Source organism: Nostoc sp. DedQUE08, assembly GCF_034530895.1.
Classification (GTDB): Bacteria; Cyanobacteriota; Cyanobacteriia; order Cyanobacteriales; family Nostocaceae; genus Nostoc.
Genome location: NZ_JAVRCD010000045.1, coordinates 46,542 through 71,321, shown reverse-complemented (window position 1 = coordinate 71,321; position 24,780 = coordinate 46,542). Strand labels below are relative to the sequence as shown.

At 41.7% G+C, this 24,780-nt stretch carries 25 protein-coding genes and 1 pseudogene; 16 read left to right on the top strand and 10 right to left on the bottom strand.

Features of this window, described 5'->3' with window-relative positions; genetic code table 11:
• Window positions 1-223 precede the first annotated feature (223 nt).
• Entirely contained in the window at window positions 224-364 is a 141-nt protein-coding gene (locus tag RMY64_RS36905; protein WP_416212157.1) for a hypothetical protein, read from the top strand.
• Window positions 365-568: 204 nt separating this feature from the next.
• Here the strand turns inward: RMY64_RS36905 and RMY64_RS25855 are convergent, their stop codons facing one another.
• Together RMY64_RS25855 and RMY64_RS25850 are read right to left on the bottom strand one after the other, a co-directional pair.
• Window positions 569-1,705, bottom strand: coding sequence for a pentapeptide repeat-containing protein (locus RMY64_RS25855; protein ID WP_322701503.1), 1,137 nt, complete (start codon window positions 1,703-1,705; stop codon window positions 569-571).
• 182 nt (window positions 1,706-1,887) lie between these two features.
• Window positions 1,888-2,220 (bottom strand): hypothetical protein, encoded by a 333-nt coding sequence (locus tag RMY64_RS25850; protein ID WP_322701502.1) that lies wholly within the window; start codon window positions 2,218-2,220, stop codon window positions 1,888-1,890.
• 97 nt (window positions 2,221-2,317) lie between these two features.
• On the opposite strand from RMY64_RS25850, the gene RMY64_RS25845 reads away from it, so the two are divergent.
• Both RMY64_RS25845 and RMY64_RS25840 read left to right on the top strand, forming a co-directional pair.
• On the top strand, window positions 2,318-2,956 hold the full coding sequence (locus RMY64_RS25845; RefSeq protein ID WP_322701501.1) for a hypothetical protein: 639 nt from the start codon (window positions 2,318-2,320) through the stop codon (window positions 2,954-2,956).
• Between the two features lie 123 nt (window positions 2,957-3,079).
• Window positions 3,080-3,292: a hypothetical protein gene (locus tag RMY64_RS25840; protein ID WP_322701500.1), complete on the top strand. Its 213-nt coding sequence runs from the start codon at window positions 3,080-3,082 to the stop codon at window positions 3,290-3,292.
• On the opposite strand, the gene RMY64_RS25835 is transcribed toward RMY64_RS25840, so the two are convergent.
• The 6 genes from RMY64_RS25835 to RMY64_RS25810 all read right to left on the bottom strand — a co-directional run bounded on the left by RMY64_RS25835 (window position 3,259) and on the right by RMY64_RS25810 (window position 8,447).
• Window positions 3,259-4,140: an alpha/beta fold hydrolase gene (locus RMY64_RS25835; protein ID WP_322701499.1), complete on the bottom strand. Its 882-nt coding sequence runs from the start codon at window positions 4,138-4,140 to the stop codon at window positions 3,259-3,261. The two genes, RMY64_RS25840 and RMY64_RS25835, sit on opposite strands and share 34 nt — an antisense overlap.
• 390 nt (window positions 4,141-4,530) lie before the next feature.
• Window positions 4,531-4,908 (bottom strand): hypothetical protein, encoded by a 378-nt coding sequence (locus RMY64_RS25830; protein ID WP_322701498.1) that lies wholly within the window; start codon window positions 4,906-4,908, stop codon window positions 4,531-4,533.
• A 746-nt stretch (window positions 4,909-5,654) separates the two neighbouring features.
• Window positions 5,655-6,110 carry a PadR family transcriptional regulator gene (locus tag RMY64_RS25825; RefSeq protein ID WP_322701497.1) on the bottom strand — a complete coding sequence of 152 codons (456 nt, stop codon included), beginning with the start codon at window positions 6,108-6,110 and terminating at the stop codon, window positions 5,655-5,657.
• 403 nt (window positions 6,111-6,513) lie between these two features.
• Entirely contained in the window at window positions 6,514-6,855 is a 342-nt protein-coding gene (locus RMY64_RS25820; protein WP_322701496.1) for a hypothetical protein, read from the bottom strand.
• On the bottom strand, window positions 6,843-7,058 hold the full coding sequence (locus RMY64_RS25815) for a hypothetical protein (RefSeq protein ID WP_322701495.1): 216 nt from the start codon (window positions 7,056-7,058) through the stop codon (window positions 6,843-6,845). The genes RMY64_RS25820 and RMY64_RS25815 overlap by 13 nt, the downstream gene beginning before the upstream one ends.
• A 198-nt stretch (window positions 7,059-7,256) precedes the next feature.
• The gene (locus RMY64_RS25810; protein ID WP_322701494.1) at window positions 7,257-8,447 is read right to left on the bottom strand and encodes a pentapeptide repeat-containing protein; all 1,191 of its coding nucleotides are present in this window, start codon (window positions 8,445-8,447) and stop codon (window positions 7,257-7,259) included.
• A gap of 55 nt (window positions 8,448-8,502) precedes the next feature.
• Between RMY64_RS25810 and RMY64_RS25805 the strand changes: the two genes are divergently transcribed.
• The 5 genes and pseudogenes from RMY64_RS25805 to RMY64_RS25785 all read left to right on the top strand — a co-directional run bounded on the left by RMY64_RS25805 (window position 8,503) and on the right by RMY64_RS25785 (window position 13,342).
• Complete coding sequence (locus RMY64_RS25805) at window positions 8,503-8,673, top strand: hypothetical protein (protein WP_322701493.1); 171 nt, start codon at window positions 8,503-8,505, stop codon at window positions 8,671-8,673.
• A 672-nt stretch (window positions 8,674-9,345) separates the two neighbouring features.
• On the top strand, window positions 9,346-11,256 hold the full coding sequence (locus RMY64_RS25800; protein WP_322701492.1) for a DUF4157 domain-containing protein: 1,911 nt from the start codon (window positions 9,346-9,348) through the stop codon (window positions 11,254-11,256).
• Window positions 11,257-11,525: 269 nt separating this feature from the next.
• A pseudogene (locus RMY64_RS25795) lies at window positions 11,526-11,717 on the top strand (reverse transcriptase/maturase family protein); the annotation flags it as partial.
• Window positions 11,703-12,617 carry a DNA integrity scanning protein DisA nucleotide-binding domain protein gene (locus RMY64_RS25790; RefSeq protein ID WP_416212158.1) on the top strand — a complete coding sequence of 305 codons (915 nt, stop codon included), beginning with the start codon at window positions 11,703-11,705 and terminating at the stop codon, window positions 12,615-12,617. The pseudogene RMY64_RS25795 and the gene RMY64_RS25790, both read left to right, overlap by 15 nt.
• 68 nt (window positions 12,618-12,685) lie before the next feature.
• A complete protein-coding gene (locus tag RMY64_RS25785; RefSeq protein ID WP_322701491.1) occupies window positions 12,686-13,342 on the top strand; it encodes an alpha/beta hydrolase in 657 nt (218 codons plus the stop codon).
• A gap of 2,097 nt (window positions 13,343-15,439) precedes the next feature.
• On the opposite strand, the gene RMY64_RS25780 is transcribed toward RMY64_RS25785, so the two are convergent.
• Window positions 15,440-15,790, bottom strand: coding sequence for a hypothetical protein (locus RMY64_RS25780; RefSeq protein WP_322701490.1), 351 nt, complete (start codon window positions 15,788-15,790; stop codon window positions 15,440-15,442).
• A 179-nt stretch (window positions 15,791-15,969) separates the two neighbouring features.
• On the opposite strand from RMY64_RS25780, the gene RMY64_RS25775 reads away from it, so the two are divergent.
• From RMY64_RS25775 to RMY64_RS25750, 6 genes are all read left to right on the top strand, one after another.
• Window positions 15,970-16,908: a MarR family transcriptional regulator gene (locus RMY64_RS25775; protein ID WP_322701489.1), complete on the top strand. Its 939-nt coding sequence runs from the start codon at window positions 15,970-15,972 to the stop codon at window positions 16,906-16,908.
• Window positions 16,908-18,257 carry a replicative DNA helicase gene (dnaB, locus tag RMY64_RS25770; protein WP_322701488.1) on the top strand — a complete coding sequence of 450 codons (1,350 nt, stop codon included), beginning with the start codon at window positions 16,908-16,910 and terminating at the stop codon, window positions 18,255-18,257. Before RMY64_RS25775 ends, dnaB begins: the two co-directional genes overlap by 1 nt.
• A gap of 268 nt (window positions 18,258-18,525) precedes the next feature.
• Window positions 18,526-19,347 carry a DNA cytosine methyltransferase gene (locus RMY64_RS25765; protein WP_322701487.1) on the top strand — a complete coding sequence of 274 codons (822 nt, stop codon included), beginning with the start codon at window positions 18,526-18,528 and terminating at the stop codon, window positions 19,345-19,347.
• The gene (locus RMY64_RS25760) at window positions 19,271-19,996 is read left to right on the top strand and encodes a hypothetical protein (RefSeq protein WP_322701486.1); all 726 of its coding nucleotides are present in this window, start codon (window positions 19,271-19,273) and stop codon (window positions 19,994-19,996) included. Before RMY64_RS25765 ends, RMY64_RS25760 begins: the two co-directional genes overlap by 77 nt.
• Before the next feature lie 160 nt (window positions 19,997-20,156).
• Window positions 20,157-20,813: an HAD hydrolase-like protein gene (locus RMY64_RS25755; RefSeq protein ID WP_322701485.1), complete on the top strand. Its 657-nt coding sequence runs from the start codon at window positions 20,157-20,159 to the stop codon at window positions 20,811-20,813.
• Window positions 20,813-21,175 (top strand): hypothetical protein, encoded by a 363-nt coding sequence (locus RMY64_RS25750; RefSeq protein ID WP_322701484.1) that lies wholly within the window; start codon window positions 20,813-20,815, stop codon window positions 21,173-21,175. Before RMY64_RS25755 ends, RMY64_RS25750 begins: the two co-directional genes overlap by 1 nt.
• A gap of 91 nt (window positions 21,176-21,266) precedes the next feature.
• Here RMY64_RS25750 and RMY64_RS25745 read toward each other — a convergent pair whose 3' ends face one another.
• The gene (locus RMY64_RS25745) at window positions 21,267-22,199 is read right to left on the bottom strand and encodes a GIY-YIG nuclease family protein (RefSeq protein ID WP_322701483.1); all 933 of its coding nucleotides are present in this window, start codon (window positions 22,197-22,199) and stop codon (window positions 21,267-21,269) included.
• A gap of 201 nt (window positions 22,200-22,400) precedes the next feature.
• Here RMY64_RS25745 and RMY64_RS25740 point away from each other — a divergent pair, with 201 nt between their 5' ends.
• Together RMY64_RS25740 and RMY64_RS25735 are read left to right on the top strand one after the other, a co-directional pair.
• Window positions 22,401-23,078 carry a class I SAM-dependent methyltransferase gene (locus RMY64_RS25740; protein ID WP_322701482.1) on the top strand — a complete coding sequence of 226 codons (678 nt, stop codon included), beginning with the start codon at window positions 22,401-22,403 and terminating at the stop codon, window positions 23,076-23,078.
• Between the two features lie 314 nt (window positions 23,079-23,392).
• Entirely contained in the window at window positions 23,393-24,766 is a 1,374-nt protein-coding gene (locus RMY64_RS25735) for a DUF2252 domain-containing protein (RefSeq protein ID WP_322701481.1), read from the top strand.
• The last annotated feature ends 14 nt before the right edge of the window (window positions 24,767-24,780 follow it).

Sequence of the window (24,780 nt, the reverse complement as noted above, 5' to 3'; positions counted from 1 at the left end):
CGGACAAAAATCGAAGCGTTAAACCAGGTGCTTCATACACTAGAGCTAGGACTCAATGACCTAGTTGAAGAAGCGGCAAGATTTCAAAAATAATTCATATCGAAGTAAGAGTTAACATCTATATCAGTCAGAGCTTAGTTAGCGTAAATAGTACGCTAACTCGTTTTTTCTTCCCCACACCTTTTTTCGTTCACCCGCTTGCATTGGCGTTATAGGAGCCGGATTGCTGTTGTCAGGCAAAGTTACAGAAGGAACGTTTACCGCCGTTGGGGGAATGACCGCTAGTGTGCGATGCATTCAGTTTGCCAAGGAAGCTAACAATAGGCTTGATAAAACTTTAGTTGAGATGAAAGACGGAGATTAAACGAGTGCTGGTAAGAGCGCTTTGCTTTCAACTACTCAAACGAAATCACCCAGCAACCACCCAAGGATATTGGGTAGTGAGTGCTGCTGTGTTGGAGGTTATGAAAAATTTTTCAGGAGTGGTGATTTTTGCAGTGATTTTGGGAGTTCTAAGTAGAGAGCCAAAATCCCTATATCCAATGACTTGCGATCGCCCAAAAAGGCATCACTTTACTAACATCATCCCTGCTGCTTTCGGGTCAAAATTAGGGGGGAAGATGGTGGGACATGGGTAGTCGTCTGAATAGGAGCTACATCTTTCACGACTAGTGGTTTTATCTGTATATTGAGCATCTTGTAGATTGGCAACACTCAGGCTTGTATTTTGTAGATTGGCAACACTCAGGTTTGCATCTTGTAAATTGGTTTCACGCAGGATTGCCCCCTGTAGATTCGCTTTACCCAGGATTGCCCCTTGTAGATTCGCTCCACCCAAGATTGCCTTCTGTAGATTTGCATTTAACAGGGATGCCCTCTGTAGATTTGCTTTTAACAGGAATGCTTCCTTTAGATTAGCTTCTTGTAGGTTTGCCCTCTGTAAATTGGCAACTAACAGGAATGCTTCCTGTAGATTAGCTTTTTGTAAGTCTGCCCTCTGTAAATTGGCACTACTCAAGCTTGCCCTCTGTAGATTAGCCTTTTGCAGGTCTGCCCTCTGCAAATTGGCACTACTCAGGTTTGCCTTCTGTAAATTGGCACTACTCAGGTTTGCCCCCTCTAGGTTAGTATCGTTCAGGTTTGCCTCTGACAGTTGAATACCATCCTTTTTATCAAGGTTACGAGCAGGAACCAAGTAAGCATTTGGTATTTCTAAGCCAGACAAACTTTCTCTCTGCCAGCGCAACCAAAACCAAGGGATTCTTCTTGGTTCACTGTTGAGAAATTCCAATGCCTGTATTCTCCCACCACTACCACCCTGTCCATGCGCCGCACTAATAACCTGCCATGCTTGGTAGACTTGTAAATCACGGCGCTGCTGCTCACCAGCAATGAATGTAATTGCACCAATCAGCACTGAAGCGTTTACTGCTTGACTTAAAGTTTTAAAGGATATGGCATTTTTTATTGAAGTTGCAGCAGATACTTTTAACTGCTGGTAACGCTTGTCTATCTTCCATGAAGTGACAAACCACCAGTCTTGATTTAGAAGTTCTACTGCTTTAGACCAATCATCTTCAGGAGTACCGTTTTCTCCATTTCGTTCACGAATTGCCCATATCTCATAAGCCTTATCCTGAATTAATTCGACTGGAATAGATTGTCGTGGTGTCAGTTTCGGCAATCGTTGTAATTTCTTTAGCATTTAAGGCATGATTAGCGGGCCGATAATCGAAGGATTAACCATCAAACTGAACTCCAAAATTTACACCCAGCGCTTGTTCAAAGGAAAAAGCGATACCTGCGGCGAGTTGCGCTAACGCGACATTTTTATGAGTTCTAATTTACCAACCTCCCCTCAACACAAGCAACACCCCATTCTGGATACTAAGCAATCAGCTGCTTGACCCTGTTCCACAGCGCGACATCATCCCAGCACTGGGACAAAAACTCAAACCCTGGATTGTCACCCGTCATACTGGCCAGTTTTAGCTTGTTTTCTCCCTGAGGACGCAATTCTCTTCGTGTGGGTAGTGACGTATAGCCAGGGCAATCTTTAGCCCATTCTTGTGCTACTTCTTCAGTCATTTGACTAGGGTCAGAAATCTCAACATCACTTGTGATTGAATCATCGGGATGTTCGCAAGACCAAACCCATATAGGATGATCTGTACTGTATTTACAAATTAAACAAGACTTGACAATTTTGCTTTTGCTCATATTATTTCTCTTGATCCACGGTTCATTTTTGAGCTTTTGCAACAAATATTTATCGTTGGAAAAAACGCTTGATCTGAATCTTTAACACTGGGTCAGTTTGACATTCAAGCAAAAATTCATCAGGTGGGCATTCCCCTCTTGCCGCATAGGATTTAAGTCGATTGAGTCGCCCCGATCGCAATGCCAGAATTTTGAGCTATTTCCGCCAGCAGCCCCACGCCGTCCCGTTCGCGGTAGCGTTCCGAATATTGGGCGGCGCTGGGAGTATGTCACCAAGTATAATTTAGATGCTTTGTTAAGCGAGCCTATCCTCCTTAAAGCCAAGGAGAAACTAATGAGACACTTTACTGTGTTTACTTTTCTGTATCTAGCAGCGGGAGTTTGCCTAACGGTGGTCGTACTTAAGCATTCTGACATCACTCCAAACCAAAAAACAAGCCTGCTAGTAAATGCTGGACTGTTATACCTTGCCGCTGTCCTTAGTACCTTTCGATTTTGGCGTCAAGGTGTACTACGGAGCGAAGCGAAACTACGCGATAAACCTGCTTGGGATCGGAATTTTGTCATCTTCCTACCAATATTTCTGATTGTAGTAACGCTTGCTATAGCGATCCTCAACCTGGTAAATCACAACTGGTCGATGGAGGCGATCGCGGGAGCATCTGTAGAGCCACTGCTCATTCTAATTATTGCAGAACAACTCTTTATCAGAAACCAAATTCGGCGAGAATCCTGATTAATACTTGCGTAGCTTGCTTGCGATCGCCCTATTCGGGGTTTGCCAAAATTTTTCAGGAGGTCGATGATTTTTGCAGCGATTTTGGGTGTCATAAGTACAGGTTGTTAAAAAAATAGTTAAATGGACTCACAAAGCATACTGGAGAAAGCGAAACTTGGTGAGGCAAACGCGATCGCCCAAATCTCTTACGACGATTCAATCAACAGATTGACTCAGCCTTATGTCGTTACATCTAAAGGAATTGAGATATTCCGCCACGCCACGTATGCAGGGTATGAGCGTTTCATCAGCTGGCGCGGTTACGTATCGGATGTCGGGCGGTATGACTTGTAGACCAAGAAACCCGCGATCGCATCTCGGAGAGCCTCTGGTTCATCAACCCGAATCAAATGACTGCTGTTTTCAAAGATTCTCAGGTCGGCATTAGGAATTTCCCTAGCTATTTCTTCAGAGAATTCCGGTGGACAAATCCAGTCATGCCGTCCTCCAATTACTAAGGTTGGTGACGTAATTTTATGTAGCTGGTCTAGCACGCTGTAAGAGTGCAAAAAGCCACCAAAAGCAACATTGATGGCATCAACAGAGAGAATCATTGGGTTTGATGCTTGCTTATGTGAGTTAGGATCGTAGGTGAACGAATACAGAGGCATCATCACTTTGAAGAACTCGCGCAGTTGTTCTTCGTTCTCAAATTTGCCGTTCCAAAGTCGTTGGGCAATCGCCTTTTGTTCTTCAGTTCCCCGTTCTGTGAGAATCTCCTGTGCTCTCCTTAAAAAGCGAGAATCCGCTACGGTAGAGATGACAATCAGATGAGAGGTATTTTGGGGATAGCGAATCGCGTAGGAAAGAGCAACCATGCCACCGTAGGAAGTCCCAAGCACTACAATTTTGTCCAAACCCAGATATTGGCGCAGTGCCTCCATGTCTTCAATATTATTGTCCAGGGTATAGGTTTCTTTTGGGCCCCGCGCTGACCGTCCTTGCCCTCGATGGTCAAAATAGATAAGTTGCATCTTGTGGCTAAGGGGAGAGAAGGTAGGTTTATCAGGAGTATGGTCACCACCCGGCCCACCATGAATGATGAAAGCGACTGGCTGCGATCGCAATTGCGATCCGTCCACTACTAACCCTACACCTTCAACATCAAAGTAAATCTCTGTATTGCGTATCTTTGCTCGCATCAGTTAATTCTCCAGTTATTAAACCTCTTGTAAGTATCCCAGTAAGAGGAATACACCAAATACTCAAGATCAATGGTGGCAAGACCGGGTACTATTTGGCAGACCTTCGTAATAAAGAATACTATTATTGCGGAACTGAGTTTGATAATGTAAAAGCACAACTGCGATCGCTCTTGCTTGGACGCGAAGATCCAATGGAGAATAGTTTATGAAAAATTTTTCATGAGTATGGCATGAAAGGCGATCGCGCTTCATCAAGTACGCGAATATCTGGTTGAGGAGCGCGATCGCGAAAGACCAGAGAAGGTGACTTGCGATCGCTTGTAAGAGCGCGAAGCGCTCTTAGAGCAGGTGGAAGCTTCCCCTATTAAAGGCTGCAAGCCATGATCTTCACATCAGATTCTCTTGAGTTTTTCTTACAAGCTTGCCATTCTTAAAGACAACGGTAATATTAGAACCACTGGCGTTTCTCCAAATATATTTGGCGGTTGTTTCAGACCTTTCGACTTCAACACCTCGGTCAAGAATGGATTCGACTTGCGTTAGACTCATGCCAGGTTCAAGCCTGATGTATTCGGCAAGCCCAAAGTTTTGGCTTTTTTGCTGAGTGGCAGTGCTGGTAGACTTGGAAGGCATTGAATCTGTTGCTTGTTTAAAGCCGTAACCCAGCCCGGAACCAATTGTAATTCCAATGCTGAAGAATATAGCTAGCAAGCGTGCAAGATGAGGTTGTGGCTTTTGATCATTGCCACCGTTTAAAATAAACATAGACTCCTCCTTTTGGAGTTAATACAAAAACGAGATTGACGTTTTTCCTGTTAGCGCAGGAAATGATAAATCAACTTCTAGGAAGAGTTGATGTTGACGCATCAACTCTTCCTTTGCAATTAAATCTGAGTTCATGAGCGTTTATTTTTGAACCCCTCCAACATTATGGATAGGGAAGCAAGTGCAACTTGTGGCAGGTACATAGACATCCTAAAACAAGCATACAGATGCCCTTTTCTAGCCCATCGATACCATTGGTCAACAATATTCGCTTGGATTTCTTTTGAGAAAAATACCTTGTAGATGAACCAATTGAAAGGTCGTATCCCAGTGAATATAGCCGATATCGAAAATACTATAATCGGCGAATTACCTGTAGCGAGCAAAAATATTACAGCAGTGATATTAACAATGTCTATCCACTTCCAAAAAAGACTTTTCTTACTCTTGTTGCTACTAGCTTGGAGCCTTGTGTAGGCTAAACCTTTTAATTGGTTATTAATAGATGCCTTAAATTCTCTGAATTTTACCTTCTTCTCGTCACTGTCCGATTGTTTCGTCATTTTTATCTCCTCGTAGATACACATGATGCGAGAACACATAAACCTCATCAATTTTGAGAACAATAGTTCTGCCCAAAGATGCATTACTACCAAAAAGTAGGCACGACAATGAAAACAGGAAGATTTAAAGTAAACCGCTTAGACGTAGCCATCTGTAGGCATCGCTGCAAAATCGTGCCAAAATTAGTCATGCCCCAGTTGCCAGCGTTTAGCTATCTGGATAAAGGCATAGATATACGAGAACAATCCCGGTTCAAGCAGTCCTTCTTCTCCTTCTCCAAATTTGCCTTCACTCAATAGGTCTCGGTATTGACGACTAGCAGTCAATGCTTTTACCCCAAAAGCACTAATCTTGAGGTAACGTCTACGCACTCCCGGAAGAACTTCTTCCTTCCAAAACCCCTCAATCAAGCCATCAGCCTCAAGACGCTTCACTGTTGGGTAAAAAGTACCTGGACTAACTTCTCGTTTACCGACACGCTTATTTGCTTGATTAATTTTGTCTAAGACATGCAGGTTGTATAAGCCCATGTCCAAATAGGCGTATAGCACGGTTAAGATACTTTCCTCGGTAGGAGTAATAGACTTAACTTCACCAAGTTCCGGGTGTTGCTGCCACCCATTTTTTTGACTACTCATTTTGTCTCCGATATGATCATCTTTCATTTTCCTTAGATTTATAAGGTAGCTTATAAATCTAAGGTAGTACATTATTCGACTTTTGACTAAGTGAAGAATAAAAAAGCAAAATGTCCTTGGCAGCCTGCTCAACAAGCTGATGAGCCGCTGCTTGCTTTGTGCAGGTTTTCTAGTATCAGCCTCATGTACATCTAAACAGTGGTTGGATTGCGATCACTCTTGCTTGAACGCGAAGATCCGATGGAGAACAGTTTGTAAAAAATTTTCACTCTTGGGCGATCGCTTCTAAAAAAGTCAAGCTGACCACATGAAAAATTTTTCACAAGGTACGGGCGTAAGGCGATCGCTTGGCATTGGGCGCGACGATCCGATGGAGAAAAGTTGTTGAAAAATTTTTCAGGAATTAAGCAGAAAAATTCTGGGCTTCTAGTATTTTGGCAAGACCCGCTTTAAGGTTTTCTGCTTCTTTGCCAACAAAATCCTGAAATGCTAACCAATACCTTTCTTTATCTCCTCTTGACGCTTGAAAGTAGACTCTAACTCCGTCTGCTATTTGACCTTCAAACACAAACTCTACGTCAAAGTCAACGTAGGCGATCGCGTCAACGTTGATCGGAATCCTGTTACCGTCCTTGTTGTTCGTTTCAATGAACATTGGCTTAAAAATAATTTTACGCACACAGTCTACTCGCGATCGCTCATTAACTGCACGCCATTTTTGTTCGAGATTACTTACTTCCAGCAATCATCGCCGTAAAATACCTTCTTGCTGCCATCGGGGTAAAAACGCACACACCAGCCTTGTGTTCTAACCTGATATTCCCGATAGACTGTCACAGCAATGAATATAGCTAACGTCCCTAATCCTGTGGCTAGTAGAACCCGTTTCCAGCGCATATAATTCAATTGCTTTTTTTGGAGTTGCGGTGAACACCAACGTTTTAGCATTTGCGGATCTGATTAGCAAAGCGCATACAAAATCTTCAGGCGATCGCTTCTTCAAGCGGCTGTAAAGCATGAGAGCGATCGCTCCCACAAAATCTGATTTGACATTATGAAAAATTTTTCACTCTTGTTAAGTTGTGGGGGCGGGGATGTGAACCGAACCGTATTGGTCACAATCGGAGATATCGAACTCACGTTAAATTATCCTAAACCGAATAATTTAGAAATCGCAGGCAATAATTTATTACCCGCTTCCACCAGAGAAGCAACAGCAGGTAAGCCAGAAAATATCCCTTTCAACATGGTGATTGCGTTTTTTGCAGTCTTTTGTTTGGTGGATTCTTGGGGGCTTTTACTAGCTTCGGCTAAAGCTTGTATCTGTATTAATGCATCAGCTTTGTCTGTTTCTGGCAAATCTGCCGACTGTGAAATGCAAGAGTGCAACTGCGTCAACAGTTCTTTGATTCCCGGTTTTTCGGTATCTGGTGCATCAGGTAACTGATTGAGAGCAATACTCACATTACCGCTAATGGTTCCTAGATTAGCAACAGAACTATTGCCAGCGATACCGCTAACATTACTGCTACCTTGAATATTAATGCCACTGATATCAGACATGATGGGATTTCCTTCTATATGATATTTAGACTGTCCAAGTGCAGTATTTACCATAATTTCTAAATTACGAATGCGATCGCTTTTTTCTACCAGCAATAATTGCTGACTCTGCGATAAAGCTTTGAGTCGATTATAGTCATCAAAATATTCTGCACTTAGTTGAGATTTATTGCTATCTGGTGCGGTTTTGGCTCTAAGCAGGATTTTATCATCGCCGCATTTCTCCATTGCCGCGATTTCTAACTCGGCTTCAGGATGGTTTTGAGCGAGGTTTTTGAACGCGATCGCAATGGCGCGGGGGTCAACATTGGAATTGTGGTAAAGGTCGAGGGTGTCAAAAATTGGTTTGATAAAATCGGCAAAGTCACCGTCTGCAAAGGTTTCGTTCCAATTGTCTGGCTTACGGCGGCGATTGGGGTCACTTGGAGTTGGCGATCGCATAAACACATATTCGCACTTAACTCCATGCAACTTGGTATGGCTCGTAATACCCCAGTCTTCAATGCAAGCACCAGTAAGAGTTGCCCCGGTTAAATCTGTTCCATCTAACTGAGTTTGCAATAGCTCGGCTCTGGATAGGTCGGCATCTTGCAAATTAGCTTCCCTCAGATCAGCACCAATAAAACTTGCATCTGCTAAATTAGCTGATTGTAAGTTGATACCTCGTAGGTTTTGACCATCAAAGTTTTTGTCCTGTCCCTGTCCTGTAACCAGCAGTTGACGTATTTGTGACTTTTGCAGATAAGTTGAGCCAGGACGAACACGGTCAAGCATTTTCGCTTGATGCCAACAGGTATTAGTAAGGATAGCTTTTCGGAAATCTGTACTTTTGACAGAAGCTATAAATCAGATTGAAAGCAACCCAACATTGAAACAACGAGTCATAAATGCCGTTAAAGAGGGTGGCTTGGCTGCATTTGAGAAAGCAATTGATAACCCAGCAGGTGCTTTTATTGTTGCTGCTATCAAAGGCTGGCAGGAAGTCGAGGCTCAAGATTAAGGGGACTGCGCTTTTCTTCTTATCCCTTATATTCCCAACCACCACCTTGACAATGCTAGGTAACATATTTTACGATTGACTCAAATTAAATCGCTCAAGTCTCAGTCAGGGATAGTAGCTGTGGGAATAATTAAACCCACGCTGAAACTAACCCAAGAGCTAATGGTTACTGAGCGTAGTCGAAGTAAAGCTTCAATTGAGCGACTAGCCGAAGCAAAACCACACTGGTATCAGTGATATGGTTTTATTTGTGTATTTACCCAAGAATTTCAACAATTGAATAATGCTAGCTGAGTCTCAAGGAACGAGCAGAATTTTTTCTTTGGGTGATGCGATGCCTGCGGCGGGCTTCGCCTACGCATCCTACAACTTGCCAATACAGACCTCCTGAAAAATTTTTCATGAGGTTATGAAAAATTTTTCACTCCTGTTTTTATCTTGGACTTTTGACAGGGGGGCGATCGCCCTTCAGGGTTGATGGAAAATTTTCACGATCTATCCACTCAACCATTACCCATCTACAATCGCGATACCCCGAACATTGTTATCAGATTGAGTTTAGACTACCTGCATTCCGACAATTGAAGAATTGTGTTACAAGTGTGATCGCTGTATTCTAGATGTTAGTAACAGCAAAATATCTACCTACGGCTTGGGCAACAGGAGAAGAAAATGAGAGAACACATCAGCCAGAAGAAAAAAACTACTACAGGCTTCTCAATTCCATCCCTGAAACACCCAATACCTGGATTTGGTTTGGAGTCGTCGGCAATTTTACGCCAAGCGGTTCCTGAATTACAATCACTCCATAAACCACTTACTCACGATCTAAGTCGCATACCCCTGCGTAATCCCCAAGCAAAACTCTCAATTAGCCAGCCTGGAGATAAGTATGAGCAGGAAGCTGATAGCGTAGCACAGCAGGTAATGCAAAGAATGGCGCAACCTGTAAATCGCCAGTCTATCCAACGAGAAACATTGCCAGAGGATGAGGAAGAATTGCAAATGAAACCTCTAGCAAATTCCATCACGCCTTTGGTGCAACGAGAAGCATTACCAGAGGATGAGGAAGAATTGCAGATGAAATCTCTGGACAATAGCACACTGCAACGAGAAGAAGTGCCAGAGGATGAGGAAGAGTTGCAAATGAAGCCGATGGTACAGCGTCAGAGTGAGGCTGCGATGACTGGTGCGCCAGACCTGGAAGCGTCCATTAACCAAGCTAGGGGTGGTGGACAGGTGATGGCTGACAATATTCGCCATCCGATGGAACAAGCGTTTGGCGCAGATTTTAGTAGGGTGAAGGTTCACACGGATGGTCTATCTGACCAGTTGAATCGGTCAATTCAGGCGCGGGCTTTCACGACGGGACAGGATGTGTTCTTTCGTTCGGGTGAATATAATCCTGGGAGTCGAGGGGGGCAGGAGTTGTTGGCGCATGAGTTGACGCATGTGGTGCAACAATCAAATACGCCCACTCGACAAGCACAGCAGTATAATCACCGAATAACAACATCTGTTTCTTCTAATTGTCAGCCTACGATACAAAGAACACTTATATTGCAACAGCTTAACAATAAACAAATTCGACTAGAAACTGAAGATGCTGTTAAAGAAACATTTAAAGATGAAAATCTTCTTATTGCACCCAGCACAAAGAAGTCAGAGAAGGCTCAACTACGTGTTAAGCGGCTTCAAACTTTAATTGAAATAGCAACAGATAAAGAAGTTGAAAAAATAGTTAAATTCTCTGGACAGGACTCAAATAAGCGAGTAGAGGTGCTGAAAATTATTAATGAACGTGAGCAACTTAGACATGCACAGGCATCTGGTTTTACTGCTGCCGAGCCATCTAGTTCATCGGTGAATCAGTTTACAGACGATGTAAAAAAACTAGTTGATTTATTAATTAAATCCGAAAGAGCTTTCCCCAAAAACAAGATCGGGGATATAGGACGAAAAGCAAGTATCCCCGGAGGATTCGGCTTCTATAAGGAGTTAGAGTTCGCAGCTAATGCAGTTGATGCTGATAACAATATCAAAGTTCAATTAGAAAAGCTGAGTAAGTCAGAGCTTGAGCTTTATCTAGGCTTTGATCCGACAAAATTATCCACAGAGAAACTCAAAGAGGGTAAAATTGGTGCGGACGTAACTCTTTGGCATTTTCCAAAACAAGAGGATAGCTCGAAACAAGAGGTCAATGATATCCCCAATACAGTTGGCAAGTTTGTACAGATGAAGTCAACTAAGATTGAGAACCTTAAAGGTCATCTAGATGGTGCTGCCAATCAATTAGCTGGACTCACCGCTTCTGGAATAGCGGATGGCAAGGCCCACCAGCGGGAACAGCCGATCAGAGGAAAACAGTTTAAAAATGTTATCTTTGCCCCTCTCTCGGATCAGAGTCCAGATCCAAATAGCATAGAGAAGCTAGCTGTTACGGCTTTGAACGCTCACAAACATGTTCATCAAATTGTGTTTGAGATAATTAACCTAAATTCGACAGACAGAGATTTTTATCAGATCGAACAGGGCAAGACAAACTTGACCTATTTGAACAAAAACCCTTTATTTGATAACTAGTCCTTTTAGAGGGTGTTTGAAAAGTTTTGAGGGGTCAAATTTTATGCCAGTCGCCTCACCATGATCCGGATAGTGATACCAAAGCGCCCAAGCTAATCTCAACGATCAGCCTGAAATTGCTGCCAATGCAATTGCCGAACAAAAAGCTACCCAAGGCGCTCAAACCGAAAGTTTGGAATATGGGGAAAAAAGACGCCAACGCCAAAGCGCATTAGATTTGGTGGAAGCTGGGGAGAAAGCACGGCGACCAATAAGTTTATCGGGGAGCAACGCGCCGAGTTTGGATACCCAAACCAGGAACAGAGGAAAAAAGACCTTTGGGAATACCGACAATGTTCGACCGAGCATTGCAAGCACTTGTCAAATTGGCATTAGAACCAGAATGGGAAGCGCGATTTGAACCTAACTCATACGGGTTCAGACCTGGACGCTCATGTCACGATGCTATTGGAGCAATATACTGTGATGAAATCAGTCTGCTTAGTGACTCTGAGTACATTTATGGGCTAGGAAAAATCAAAGGCTTATACGAGCAACGTACAGAAGATTTATTCTTAATCAACTTCACTAAACACTATACTTGGGAACTCGTACACGCTGACCATGTATTGATGCGGGTAACTTATCGTCAGCCAGAATTACCTAGAGCGAGTATTGATCGGCATAAATTTGAAACAGATATTAAAAGAATTTTCCCAAAAATTACACTTAAGGAAATTGTGAAATTGTGGGAGTTAGTCTTAGAAGCAACCAAGCAAAAACACGGCACAATGGTTGTTGTATCTTCTGGAGCTAAAGAAGAGTCAAATCGTCTGAAAAATCAGGCTACAATTATCGAACCTGTAGAAATCACAACTCAACTCATGAAAGTGATAACAGGTATCGATGGAGCTGTACTTATCGATTCAAGTTCTATGTGTTATGCAATTGGTGTAATTCTAGACGGACTGGCTTCTAACAAAGGTTCATCTGCAAGAGGAGCAAGATATAACTCTGCTATCAGGTATGTAGAAACAAGTCAGTATCCTTGCATAGCTATTGTAGTGTCTGAGGATGGCTCAATTGATTTGGTTCCCGATCTCATGCCTCAGATTCCACGTTCATCAATCATGGAAGCAATAGAGCAATTAAGAAAGCTAAAAGAAGACAAAAATTTTGATCGGAAAAAATTTAACAAAGTGATAGATTTTTTGTCCGAGCATCAATTTTATTTGCAACCAGAGATGTGTAACACGATTAATAGCTTGAAGCGGGAAGTTCAAGCGACAGAAGAACGCGTAAATCTTATGGCGAGACAGATAGATTATTACGACTTTAGTCAAAACCCAGAAATGGATGAAAGTTATTTTCTAGATGAGTAAGCGACGCTTAATGACGTACGAACTAGAGCGAATCATCTATACCAGGCGGGTAAGGCATTGCAACATCCTTGCCGTCTGCCTATAGTCACCTAGAACACCACCCAGTTGGGTGTTTTTTTCTCTTCTTATCCTTTGTTGACTACCTAGACGCGATCGCGGCTGTGATAGAGCAACAGCAAGAACCTGTTATTCTCGTTGGTCATTCCAGTGCGGGTTTTCTGTTGCAAGCAGTTGCACCCAGAGTAGGCAAAAAGATTGCTCATCTCGTCTTTCATAATGCCTTTATCTTGCCAGATGGTGCTTCGCAATTAGATATGCTTCTCCCGGAATTTGCCCCAATTTTGATTGATGCTGCGATCGCTTCTCCTGACAAAAGCATACCTGTTCTGGAAGATTTAATTCGTAATGCTCTTATGAAAGATGACTCAACAGAAGTACAAAATGCACTGCTGAGTCATTTGGTACCGCAACCATTCGTTCTCTTCAATACCAAAGTCAACACCAATGACTTCTTGCCCTTAAATATCTTTCAAACAGTGTTGTTTTGCAAAGATGACCGCTCGCTTCCAGCAGGAACCTATATCGAGATGGCACACAGCCTTAGCACGTATGAGGTAATTGAATGCCCTGGAGGTCATGAAACGCTGTTCATTAATCCCAAAATTATTGCCGATACACTGACAAAAATCGTCACTAGCTCTACATTTCATGCGATTGCTAGTTAAATAACTAGCCCTGGTTCAATTTACCGATTATGCAGAAGGGTAAATGATCGCATTTTGTAACTCGCTAATACGTCACGAAGCCTGAGAAACCATTTATAAAATAAATCTTTAGCCTACAAGACTACGCAGTATGATCTGAGTTTTGACAGTATATATAGCAGTTTCACTCATTCATTTCTGGGAGACCTTCTTGAGAAGGAGTATTAAACACCTTGGGGGATGTGGATAATATCTCCTTTTTTTACATTGAGATGTTGTTCTCGCATTTTGGTGTATCCCTTTTTTGTAGTGATGAGTAAGCAGTATTTGCAACCCTAATGTACATAGAGTATTCACGAAGTAATCAAGGGTATATAAACCATCTATTGAAAAATGATTTCAGATAGTGCAACGATGATTATTTCCATAATGAGAATATCTTGTAAAGAAAGAGTATACATTTAAGTCACAAAACAACAGAGTTCACCATCCTAAATGCAATCATAACCATCAGAGTCAATCTAGTAACTCCACTCAAGCAAATCAGTATCTAGATTTAGGAGCGTGATTTTTGTATATCAATATGAAGCATAAGCATTAGGCTATAGTTTACAACTATTTTTTCTGGATGTTCAGAAAAACAGCTTACTGGGAAAGCACCATTTTCTGCTATCAAATTCCACAGGTTTCATATAAATAAGTAGTAGTTTTAAGGATAAGCACTATAGAAATCGATATATATAGACAAAAACGAGACTTCGTTTGTCTTGATTATCTCGTCATTATGCGATCGCATCCAAAGTTAAAACAATACAGAATTGCTAGACACTCATGCCCATAATAGTAACTTTTATTTTTTACTTGAATAATAGCCATTATTATTCAAAAATATTTAAGACACTCAAATATCAATAGAAAAAACAGTTATTGTTCTTTAAGCGATTGAGTTCTTATTGTAGGGTAGAAAGATTGCAAACTTATGCAATAAGCTGCCTGGAGATTAATTTAAAAATTAAATACAATAATATAGCATTTTTAATGAAATTAAATTAATGTTTCCCTAGCTAAGTAAGTAATCTGTACTTCAAATTATCACGATTCAAAATGCTTATACAGAATGAAGAAAGCGTAAATACCTTAATAAAGCATTATAGATAAAATTAGCAGATAAATTTATTTTTTACGCTGATATTGTATGATATATTTTTAAAAGTAAAAGGTATACCTCTATAAAAGGAGAATAAAAGATACGTAAGCACCATATAGCAGTAACGACGAAACTCAATAAAGATTTGGTTATAAAATTAGAGTACTTGGCGGAAGTTAAAGGGATAAGCCGTAGTGCTTTAGTAAGAGAATGTATTACAAACACTCTCAACAGCCTTAATGAAGATATTTTAATAACTACTTCAAAAAACAAAATTTCCTAGTGTTTATGCATCACTAGGAAATTCTACTTATCATTTTTAATAAACAAACCATCTATTAAATCAATGCATCAAAGTTTGCCGACTTTGAACGTTGTCAGATATATTGATTCTCACAATTTTAGGAGCTTTTGATCATGAAATATACTATAGCACCTGAAGGCGTACTTTCGTTGTGCGTTGGTGCAAAATTTAGTTCTACCTTTATAGCACTTCAACATTTATTAACAGTAATTCCCTACAGGGCACTCACCTAAAAACTAGAAATCATCAAGTCGGAAATTTGTCCATGTGGCATATAGAGCCATGTAGTAAAGAGGATTTACAGCTAAATGGATAGCCAATTGCGACAATCTGCGATTTTGTATTGGAGTGTGAATGATATGGATCTAAGCCTGAAAAAACAAATTATAAAACTAGTAAATTCCCCAGAATGCGAATACAATCAAGCACTCGTAATACTAATAGAATACGGATGAAATTGGATGCAGCAATTTCATCTCTCATATTACTTGAAAAGCCAACTCCAAAATCAACAGTAGTTTTTTTTCCTCTTCAAGATGAGGTATAAATATGATAATACAGAATACTGAGTTAAGCTTAAAAGCCTTATTAAATAAGGATTTTCATGATATCGAGTCACTACTCAACGATCAACCAACTTTTTGCACCAAAAACATCTGGCAAGCTATCATAACGCTGATATCAAGCCATTTGTTTCAGTATTTTCGAGGTTTTCTAACAATGAGTCTGCTATCAAGGTAAGGACTTCCGATTTACGAGCTGCTGGCATAGATTTAACGAGCGATCGCAAGTCAACAGTTTCTAGCATCGATTCACTAGCGACGCAGGAAAAAAAATAAATTTGAGCATCAGTTGGCAACGCCCCTATCAGGCTGAAAAGATTCCCAGCCATCAAGTCTTTTTGTTTGTTTCTAAAGTGGCTGATTTGTCGCTCCTGCACTCCACTCTTGAGGGCTAGCGACTTAGCGGTGATGCCGAACTTTTCGAGCGTGTGATCAAAAGCTTCTCTGTAATCCATCTTTACATAAAAAAGTACAATTTTGGGCAGGAAATTGTATTCTATTACAAAGGGCAGTGTAATTGAGACTTAAACGAGGTTGACTAACTCAATCCTACCAAACCCCACCATATCCCAAAAAATTAGCCCCAACCTGGTGACACAGGGGGGGCGTTGTGATTTTGCAATTTAAGAGAATTATGACACAACCAAGTACCAAAATTCAGGGACGATTTTATCCACTCCAACATGAAGAATGGCTAAGAGCCTGCCGGGAATTAACCCCAGCACAGAGGGATGTACTCTACTACCTTCGCACTCTCGACCCATACAGCACCGGAATGGAAGTATCGCCAGCACGGATTGCCAAGGATTTATCTACCGCAGAAAAGCCAGTTCACCGCAGCACTGTAGGACGCGCTCTCAAAGCGTTGGATGAAAAGGGGTTTGTCGATATGGAGCTTATTAAAGTCAAGGTTCACGTTCTCACCAAGGGCTTGCATTGTTGCGATGAGACAACAAGTTGCGATGAGGCAACAAGTTGCAGTGAGACAACAAGTTGCGATGAGGCAACTTTGTTGCCTGACGGCAACTTAGGTGATCGTGACGCAACTTGCGCGATCGCTACGCAACTTGCGCGATCGCCACGCAACAAACGCCAGCCGAAAGCCGCACCAGCCAAAGATTCCAGCACCCCTAAGATTAATAAGACTTATTTAGATTTTATAGACTCTCTCTCAGAAGGCGAGAAAGAGAGTTTTTTAAAATTTGGTAAGAAAAAAGCAGCAGAACTTAAAAACCCCCCAGTCCAATTACCGCTCAAATGGATTGAGAAAAACTTTGAGGAATTGTCTGAGCAATGGTTCCCGACCTGCGATGAGAACGAAAATCAAAACCAGAAGTACAATTTTGGGGCTTACAGCCAAGCGCAGCATCAAATGTGGTACGGACAACTACAGACTTTAGTTTGCGGGGCTGCTCAATCGGGCGACAGCGCGAGGCTCGAACAATTTTTAAAAGATGACTTTTACTGTAGCTGGCTCAATTGGGCGAAAACTGCCCGCGAGGACGTGCGCGAATTTTTAGCAAGCAACCCGATACCCATAGAAAACTTAGTAAAAGCGCAAGCAAGTAAGTAATGTCTGAGAATCTAAATTTTGGTGAAAATAGCAAGCTGCCTCCCCAAAATATCGAGGCGGAAGAGGCGATTTTGGGCGGAATCATGCTCGATCCAGAAGCGATTAGTCGAGTTAGCGATACTCTTGTTGCCGAAGCCTTTTACATCAGCGCTCACAAAGACATTTATCAAGCAGCACTCAGGCTCCACGCACAAGGCAAACCCACAGACTTGCTCTCAGTTACAAGTTGGCTGACTGACCACAAAATACTTGTGCGTATTGGCGGGAGAAATAAATTAGCAACCCTTGTAGACCGGACGGTATCAGCTGTCAACATCGATGCTTTGGCTTCTTTGGTGATGGAAAAATATCTGCGGCGGGAATTAATCAAGGCTGGCAATGAGATTGTACATTTGGCACACGACCAAGAAGAAGAAATAACCAAACAATTAGAGACGGCTGAATCAAAAATTTTAGAGATAAATAATAGTGCGATTTCATCAATATCCGAACCAATTCCCCTCAATGAAATCTTGGTAAATGCCTACTCCAGCATTGAAGAAAAAAGTATGGGTATATCACCATCTGGGGTTAAAACTGGATTTTATGACCTAGATGCAATGATAGGAGGATTTCAACCGGGAAAGCTCATAACAATTGCTGGTCGTCCAGCAATGGGAAAATCATCGTTTTTAGGGAATTTAGCCTTTAATATCTCCCTTGATGAATTGCTACCAACTGTTATTTTTAGTCTTGAAATGAGCAAAGAAGAATGGGGAGATAGATTTTTATCCCAAGATGCCAGAATTGAATCAAGCTATTTGCAACAGGGCAAGATTACTAAACACCAGTGGGAACCTTTAGCACAATCAATCGGTAGGTTGAGCGAGTTGTCCGTTTATATTGACGATTCACCCGTGATAACTGTTAGTGCGATACGTTCTAAGGTGAAACGGATTGTTGCCCAATACGGTCGCATTGGCATGGTTGGTATTGATTATTTGCAACTAATGGAAGGGACGGATGGTGATAGCTACAACATCGCTTTTCAAATCGGAAAAATCACCAGACAGTTAAAACAATTAGCTCGTGAATGTAACACAACTATTGTTATTTTGTCGCAATTGAATCGCGGTGTAGAGAGCCGTAATATCAAGCGTCCCATGATGTCGGATTTGCGAGAATCAGGGCGAATTGAGGAAGATTCGGATTTAGTTTTGCTCCTTTATCGGGATGAATATTATTTTCCCGATACGATTGATAGAGGTATTGCAGAAGTAATTATCGCTAAAAATAGGGGCGGGCCAACAGGAACAACAAAACTGTTGTTTGATGCACAGTTTACTCAGTTCAAAAATCTGGCGTGTTAACAAAACTAGTCTGCATTTATTGATACAAAAAAAGTGCGTTGACAAATATGAGTAAGTATTCTGTAGGCGATTTTGAGGTAGGTTTAGCAAGCTTTACCGTAGGCGATCGCATTATCACCCCAGGCGAACGATACGGTACTGTATCGAGCGTACACAAGAAAATCGGCATCACCTGGGATAACGGGCATTCTAAAGAATACACCCTCAAACAAATGCAGGGTTGGAACTATCGAAAATCAAGTGAGGATGAGATACAGGAGGCGACAGAATGCAGCTTAGACACGCCAGCTTTTTTGCAGGAATCGCCGGTTTTGAACTCGGAATTAAGGCAGTTGGAGCAGCTGAGTTTATCAAAACAGAACTCTTCATTGAAAACAACCCCGACGCTCAAGCAGTCCTCAGCTACAGATTCCCAAAAATCCCCATACACAGCGACATCACAAACTATTACCCTCAGCCGGGGGAATTTAGCCTTTACACAATTGGATTTCCTTGTACTGGAACCAGCACCGCAGGCAACGGTACAGGACTCGAACACCCAGAATCATCACTCTGGTTTGAAGCCCTGCGCTGCATCGCCGACGGCTGCCCCAGTTTCGTCATCATTGAAAATCCTGAAGGGCTTATCCATAAAGGATTACGAGCAATTCTTGGTGGACTCCGAATGGTCGGCTATCACTGGGACGATCCGCAGCTCATATCGGCGGCGGAAATCGGAGCGCCGCACCAAAGGAACAGACTCTTCGTTGTTGCCTACACCAACAACATATTGCAAAGGCTCAACGGGATGCAGGCCAGCTGGGGCGACCAGATTGGAGCAGAAATTAAAGCCACATTTAGCCAAGGGCGACAAACTAAATCCCGCCGTGCCAGGGTGGATGATGGGGTTCCCCGTTGGTTGGGTGGAAAAAGTATTGATGGATGGTGGCGAGACAATCTCTATACAGCTCCCATTTACCCAGGAGTACCTCGCTACCTCAACAAGCGCCGGGAATGTAACGACCTCTACGCCCGTGCCGTCTGCCCCCTCCAAGCAGCGATCGCAATTAAACGAGTCTGTTATCTCGCCAATCTCGTCACAGCAGCTTAAAAAGTCAAATATCAAAGTAGACCTTTATATCTGCGATGCAAGAGAAAATGTTGGCATAGTTAAAAACTGTTGTTCAACTTTCTTTGTTGTTGACTGGGAAACAGAAAAAGATAAATGGTACTTCTGGGAAAGGGATGAACTGTACATTGCTGAGTTGGCGTTGGCGCAGCCCGCCGCAGGCATCGCTCCTCAGTGCCTAATAGATAAATTCTTAGAGGATAAATCAGAGCCACTTGTACTTTGCCCTAGCTGCGAATTACAGCACATATATTTAAGTGGTGGCTGTGGTATGTGCGGTTTAGCACCCGCAAATTTCTTAGAGGAAACTGAAGGCCGCGAAGAAGTTGTGCAAAAGCCCAAAGGCAGACAGCGTATAGGCTGCTTGTACAAATATATTGAGAATAAGAAGCTGAAAAATGGAAGCATCGCAAGCTACCCCCGTGTCATCGGACACAGGCAGACTGATAATCCTACTCATTGGCGCTGGGGTTTCAATTGGGAAGAGAAGATAGACGGCGAGTGGAAGGGGCGGAGTATTGGTAGTATTCCTGTGGGTGCGATCACACTTATTCAATCAATGCAGAAAGAAGGGGTTAGTTTAGAGGAAATAATCGACTTTATTAGGAGGGCGAAAGCTAAGAAATCTTAACAGTCACGTCCTATACATTCTCAAGAACAATATGACAAAGTTCAAAGGCACGTAGATATCCTGATTGATAAAGGATATTTGTTAGAAGATGAACGAGATTATTTAGTTTTACTTGGACTACTAATTAAAGATTACGAAGATAGAAAAGGAATTTTAACAGATGTATAAGGGATTATTTCTGGATTTAGACGGGACTGTAAGAGAATCAACTGATGGTAAATTTATCCAACAGCCTACAGGACAGCGAATAATGGCGGGTGTGCATGAAGCGATCGCACATCATAAACGCCAGGGCTATACAATCATTGGTATTACTAATCAAGGTGGGTGTGACACCATCAACCGTGATACTGGGAAGCCTTTAAAGAGTTTGGAGGATGCGATCGCTGAACAGCAATACACACTTTCTCTAATTCCTGAAATGGAAGCAATTTACTTTTGTCCAGATATGAAAGGATACATTTGCTTTAAAGTCGATAGAGATAATGTAGAAAAAATAGAAGACAACACCGAAGCTGAAACACATTTTTATGCTATCAGTCGAGCTTATGATGAAAGCTATTCTACACCACTAGATAGAAAATTTAGAAAGCCTGGGGCGGGGATGATTTATCGTGCAGCTAATGACTTTAAAATTGATTTAACTAAAAGTTGGATGATAGGCGATAGAGATGAGGATGAGAAGGCAGCGATCGCAGCCGGAGTAAACTTTATATGGGCTGATATTTGGCACACGAGGTTCACACCTGGAATGTACGAAGTAAGACAAGCCACGCCGCAGCAGGTAGAATTTTTAGAAGGGCTAAATTTAAATTAATGCTATTAACAGAACCTGAAATACAACAAGTTTTAGAGCAAGTTAAAGCTGCTTTTCCCAACTTAGCTGATTGGGAATACAACAATGAAAAAAACGAGGAGTATTTTGGTTTCTCGGTATGGGGAGAGTTTGTGATTAAAACTGAAGAATTAATAATACCCCGGCGGTTTTTCATTACACTTGACACTAATCATGAGGATAAATGGCAAGGATGTTTAACGGTAGGGCTACATAGCTATCTGTGGTCAAGTGCTGATGTAGGCGATGCCCATTTAGTAGATACAGACCCAAGTGATACTTTAGAAGAGGCGATTGCAGCACTCAAGGCGAAAATATCAGAACTATTCCAAGCTTTTCAGTAAACAAATAGCAGTACTAAATGTGTGGGCTTATCGCCCTCCGGTTCCAGTTTCTTAGAGGAAAATGGCGATCGCAGTAGTTCATACCAAAATGCTACACAGCAACTTGCTCCCACGTAGTATTTTCCTCAAGAATATCTATTTCAACTTTAGAAAGTATTTTAGGTTTCATTTTTTGCAAGTCACTTAGGACGATTTTGACATCCTCGGTATTAAACTTATAGTACTCAGTTAAACTTCCGATGGGATAATTAAAGCCCTGATAGCGGTGTTTGAAATACAGTTCAACATTACCTCTATGCTCCCAAGTTCCTAATACTTTAATAGCAGCACTCGAATAATGAGCAAGTAAATCAATTTTTACTTCTGCTACTCGCTTGATAACGGGTCTAGTGGTTACTCCTATCTTGTAGATAATTCCAATATTAGTTTCAATCTCTAAAAAATACAGACTAGAGCATAGAATACGTTGAAGTTGAGCGCGATACAGCTTTAAATCAGTAAGTCGATATGCCAAATTTGGGGCATTTTTATATTCGGCGTGTTTCAAAGCTAGCTCAAGTTTCAGCAGTTTTTTAAGTAATAACGGCTCTTGCACATCGTTGAATCGCGTTAACTCTAGCGCTCCAACAGGAACTTTACCTAAATCACTAAATTCATATTCAGGTGGTTTAATATAAACATTTTTTCTTAACATTCCTGCTTTGAGCAAACCAGGAGTAACTAAGTAAGAACTAATAGGATAATTTTTGGCTCCGTATTCCTTCCAGAGTAATTTTAACTGTGCTAAATCCTTGCCAGATAGCTGAATGTTGAAATTATCATAGAGAGGCAGAGTTGGAAATTCCCGGTTAGCTACTCTTCGACAAGTTTCTCCATGATGAGCAAAATGGTGTTCTTTTACCTTGCCTTTCTTGGCAGTTAACTCACCATTACAGTAAGGGCACTTAAGTAAAGTCCTCCCTCTGTTGATATCTTCAATACATATCAATATCCCATCTTCATTTACACCATATTTTAGCCACATTGCCACACCATGATTTAGAAGTTGAATTTGTTCTTACCAGTGTGCTTCAAATTTTTAAAAATGTATCTATCTTCTGGATTAGTGTAATGTTGATTTGAAGAATCTAAGTGTAATAGAGTGAAGCGTAGGCATCGCTTTTCCTCATCTACAATACTTAGGGTATTCGGAAGTTTCGCACAATTGTTAGTAATATCAGTTTTTATGTTTGAACAACAAAGAGAAAATTTACAGCTTCATGTTAAACAGTTAGCTGCCGAAGCTTTAGAAAAATCAGAACCATCGGCATGGTTTGAAGTGTTATATACCGAAGCTAAAGGTGATACAGCAAAAATTCCTTGGGCAAAGTTAACTCCTCACCCTTATCTACAAGATTGGTTGACGAATCATCAACCGTTCGCTTCTCTTCAAAAGGCGCTAGTCATTGGTTGTGGCTTGGGAGATGATGCCGAAGCTTTAGCAAATCTAGGATTTGAAGTAACTGCCTTTGATATTTCACCGACAGCGATCGCTTGGTGTCAAGAGCGATTTCCTAATTCGACTGTCAACTACATAGTTGCAGATTTGTTAGCAATTCCCTCACAATGGCATCAAGCTTTTAACTTTGTTTTTGAATGTCGTAATATTCAAGCTTTGCCCTTGAATGTGCGTTCTTGGGTTATTTCTTCAGTTTCATCCCTTGTTGCTCCCGGTGGCACACTTTTGCTGATTACTCGTGTTCGAGATACAGAAGATGAACCCTCTGGCCCACCTTGGGCGTTATCAGACTCGGAACTCAAACAATTTGATAATTTGGGATTACAGCAAGTAGAAAAACTCGTATTTTTAGAATCTGAGCAAATTGACATTAAGCAAGTGCGGATTGAATATCAAAGACCATAATTCTTTGATATCCTCTGAGCGCTAACCGCTTGTATTAATGGATACCCCAAAATTTCTTAGAGGAAAAAAGGAAAGTGAAGGCGTTGGCGATCGCTCTATTTTCCCCTCTAGGAGACGCTACTCGCGTTTGCTTGATTGGGGGCAGGGTAAAATACTTGAGAGCAATCTTTTTACTGGCTATGAATAGTTGTTACATTGTGCTTTAAATCACTTTATAAGTTCTGACTCAAGGTGGTAAAAGAATTGTTGTTGGATGGTTGTGTCTACACAAGAGTCCAGCAAGAGTTAATTTCTTTACCGCCTAAGAGAATTTCATGCTCAAACACATATCCAGAGTCGTAGCCGTCTTCATCTTAATTGTGGGGTCTACATTTATATCTGTTGCTGCAACTCCCCGTTCAACTTGGGTAGAAAATGAAATTTACCAATACAACCATCCCTTTGCTTCTCAATTGCCCCAAGAACTGGCAACGAAAATGCAAAAGATGACAGCTAGCCCCTTCGCCTTTTATCGAGGAACGGCTGACATTTTCTATCGTGATATGCAAACATTACCGAGTTCAGCATTTGTCAATTCCTCTACTGATGCCATTTGGTTAGAGGGGGATATGCATCTGCAAAATCTTGGGGGAATGAGAGATGGCAACGATAATAACGTCTTTGATACTACTGACTTTGATGAAGGTTATCTTGGCCCTTATGTTTGGGATTTGCGACGTATGGCAGTCTCGATTCTCCTAGCAGCCAAAGAAAACGGTCTAAGCTCCAGTGATGGTCAAGATATTGTCCGAAATTTTCTGGATGCTTACCTCAACAAGATGAGCGACTTTAAGGGGACTAACGACGAGCTATCATACCGTTTGCAAGAGAGCAATACCAACGGTGTGGTCAAGGATTTAATTCAACAGGCAGCAGCCAAGAGCCGCTCTAGTTTGCTAAATAAGTACACGCTGCTAAATAGCAGTAGCAATCGAGTTTTTCAGACAACCTCTGAACTCCAGCCTGTATCCAGCAGCACCTACTCAGATATTACTGGGGCAATGAGCAGCTACATCGCTTCGATTCCTAGCAGTAAGCGCTACAGCAATAGTTACTACACCCTAAAAGATATTCGTCTCAAATTAGGTTCCGGTACTGGTAGTCTTGGTAAGTATCGGTATTACTTGCTGATTGAGGGCCCAACTTCAGCAACCGACGACGATCGCATTTTGGAGATGAAACAGGAAGCTTCTAGCGCCGTAGCGATCGCAGTTCCAGGTTTACTACCAAGTTCAGTCTATGGAAATCATCAAGGGGCGAGGGTGACAATTGCCACTAAAGCGATGCTCTCTAATACTGACCCCTTGGTTGGCTACACTACGGTCAGTGGTATCCCCTTTATGCTGCATGAAAAATCCCCTTACCAGGTGGACTTTGACTATACCTTACTAACCACTAAATCAAAATTCATGGATGCGATGGGATATGCAGGTAAGGTCGTTGCTAAGAACCATGCTATCTCTGATAAAGATTACGATGCTAGCATTGTTTCAGAAAGCGTTGACAAGGAAGTGACTGATATCACCAGCCCTAACAAGGGTGTATTCAAAGATGAAATTGTTAACTTTGCTCTAGACTATGCAACTCAAGTCGAGTACGACTACACCAGTTTCGTGAACGCTTACAACAGTGGGGTGACACTCTACTAAACTGAACTGTTGAT

Excerpts from the sequence above, each read along its gene's own strand:
- RMY64_RS25855 (WP_322701503.1), bottom strand. The coding sequence starts at position 1,705 with ATGCTAAAGAAATTACAACGATTGCCGAAACTGACACCACGACAATCT.
- RMY64_RS25850 (WP_322701502.1), bottom strand. The coding sequence starts at position 2,220 with ATGAGCAAAAGCAAAATTGTCAAGTCTTGTTTAATTTGTAAATACAGT.
- RMY64_RS25840 (WP_322701500.1), top strand. The coding sequence starts at position 3,080 with ATGGACTCACAAAGCATACTGGAGAAAGCGAAACTTGGTGAGGCAAAC.
- RMY64_RS25835 (WP_322701499.1), bottom strand. The coding sequence starts at position 4,140 with ATGCGAGCAAAGATACGCAATACAGAGATTTACTTTGATGTTGAAGGT.
- RMY64_RS25830 (WP_322701498.1), bottom strand. The coding sequence starts at position 4,908 with ATGTTTATTTTAAACGGTGGCAATGATCAAAAGCCACAACCTCATCTT.
- RMY64_RS25825 (WP_322701497.1), bottom strand. The coding sequence starts at position 6,110 with ATGAGTAGTCAAAAAAATGGGTGGCAGCAACACCCGGAACTTGGTGAA.
- RMY64_RS25815 (WP_322701495.1), bottom strand. The coding sequence starts at position 7,058 with ATGCTAAAACGTTGGTGTTCACCGCAACTCCAAAAAAAGCAATTGAAT.
- RMY64_RS25810 (WP_322701494.1), bottom strand. The coding sequence starts at position 8,447 with ATGCTTGACCGTGTTCGTCCTGGCTCAACTTATCTGCAAAAGTCACAA.
- RMY64_RS25800 (WP_322701492.1), top strand. The coding sequence starts at position 9,346 with ATGAGAGAACACATCAGCCAGAAGAAAAAAACTACTACAGGCTTCTCA.
- RMY64_RS25780 (WP_322701490.1), bottom strand. The coding sequence starts at position 15,790 with ATGGATTACAGAGAAGCTTTTGATCACACGCTCGAAAAGTTCGGCATC.
- RMY64_RS25775 (WP_322701489.1), top strand. The coding sequence starts at position 15,970 with ATGACACAACCAAGTACCAAAATTCAGGGACGATTTTATCCACTCCAA.
- dnaB (WP_322701488.1), top strand. The coding sequence starts at position 16,908 with ATGTCTGAGAATCTAAATTTTGGTGAAAATAGCAAGCTGCCTCCCCAA.
- RMY64_RS25765 (WP_322701487.1), top strand. The coding sequence starts at position 18,526 with ATGCAGCTTAGACACGCCAGCTTTTTTGCAGGAATCGCCGGTTTTGAA.
- RMY64_RS25755 (WP_322701485.1), top strand. The coding sequence starts at position 20,157 with ATGTATAAGGGATTATTTCTGGATTTAGACGGGACTGTAAGAGAATCA.
- RMY64_RS25750 (WP_322701484.1), top strand. The coding sequence starts at position 20,813 with ATGCTATTAACAGAACCTGAAATACAACAAGTTTTAGAGCAAGTTAAA.
- RMY64_RS25745 (WP_322701483.1), bottom strand. The coding sequence starts at position 22,199 with ATGTGGCTAAAATATGGTGTAAATGAAGATGGGATATTGATATGTATT.
- RMY64_RS25740 (WP_322701482.1), top strand. The coding sequence starts at position 22,401 with ATGTTTGAACAACAAAGAGAAAATTTACAGCTTCATGTTAAACAGTTA.
- RMY64_RS25735 (WP_322701481.1), top strand. The coding sequence starts at position 23,393 with ATGCTCAAACACATATCCAGAGTCGTAGCCGTCTTCATCTTAATTGTG.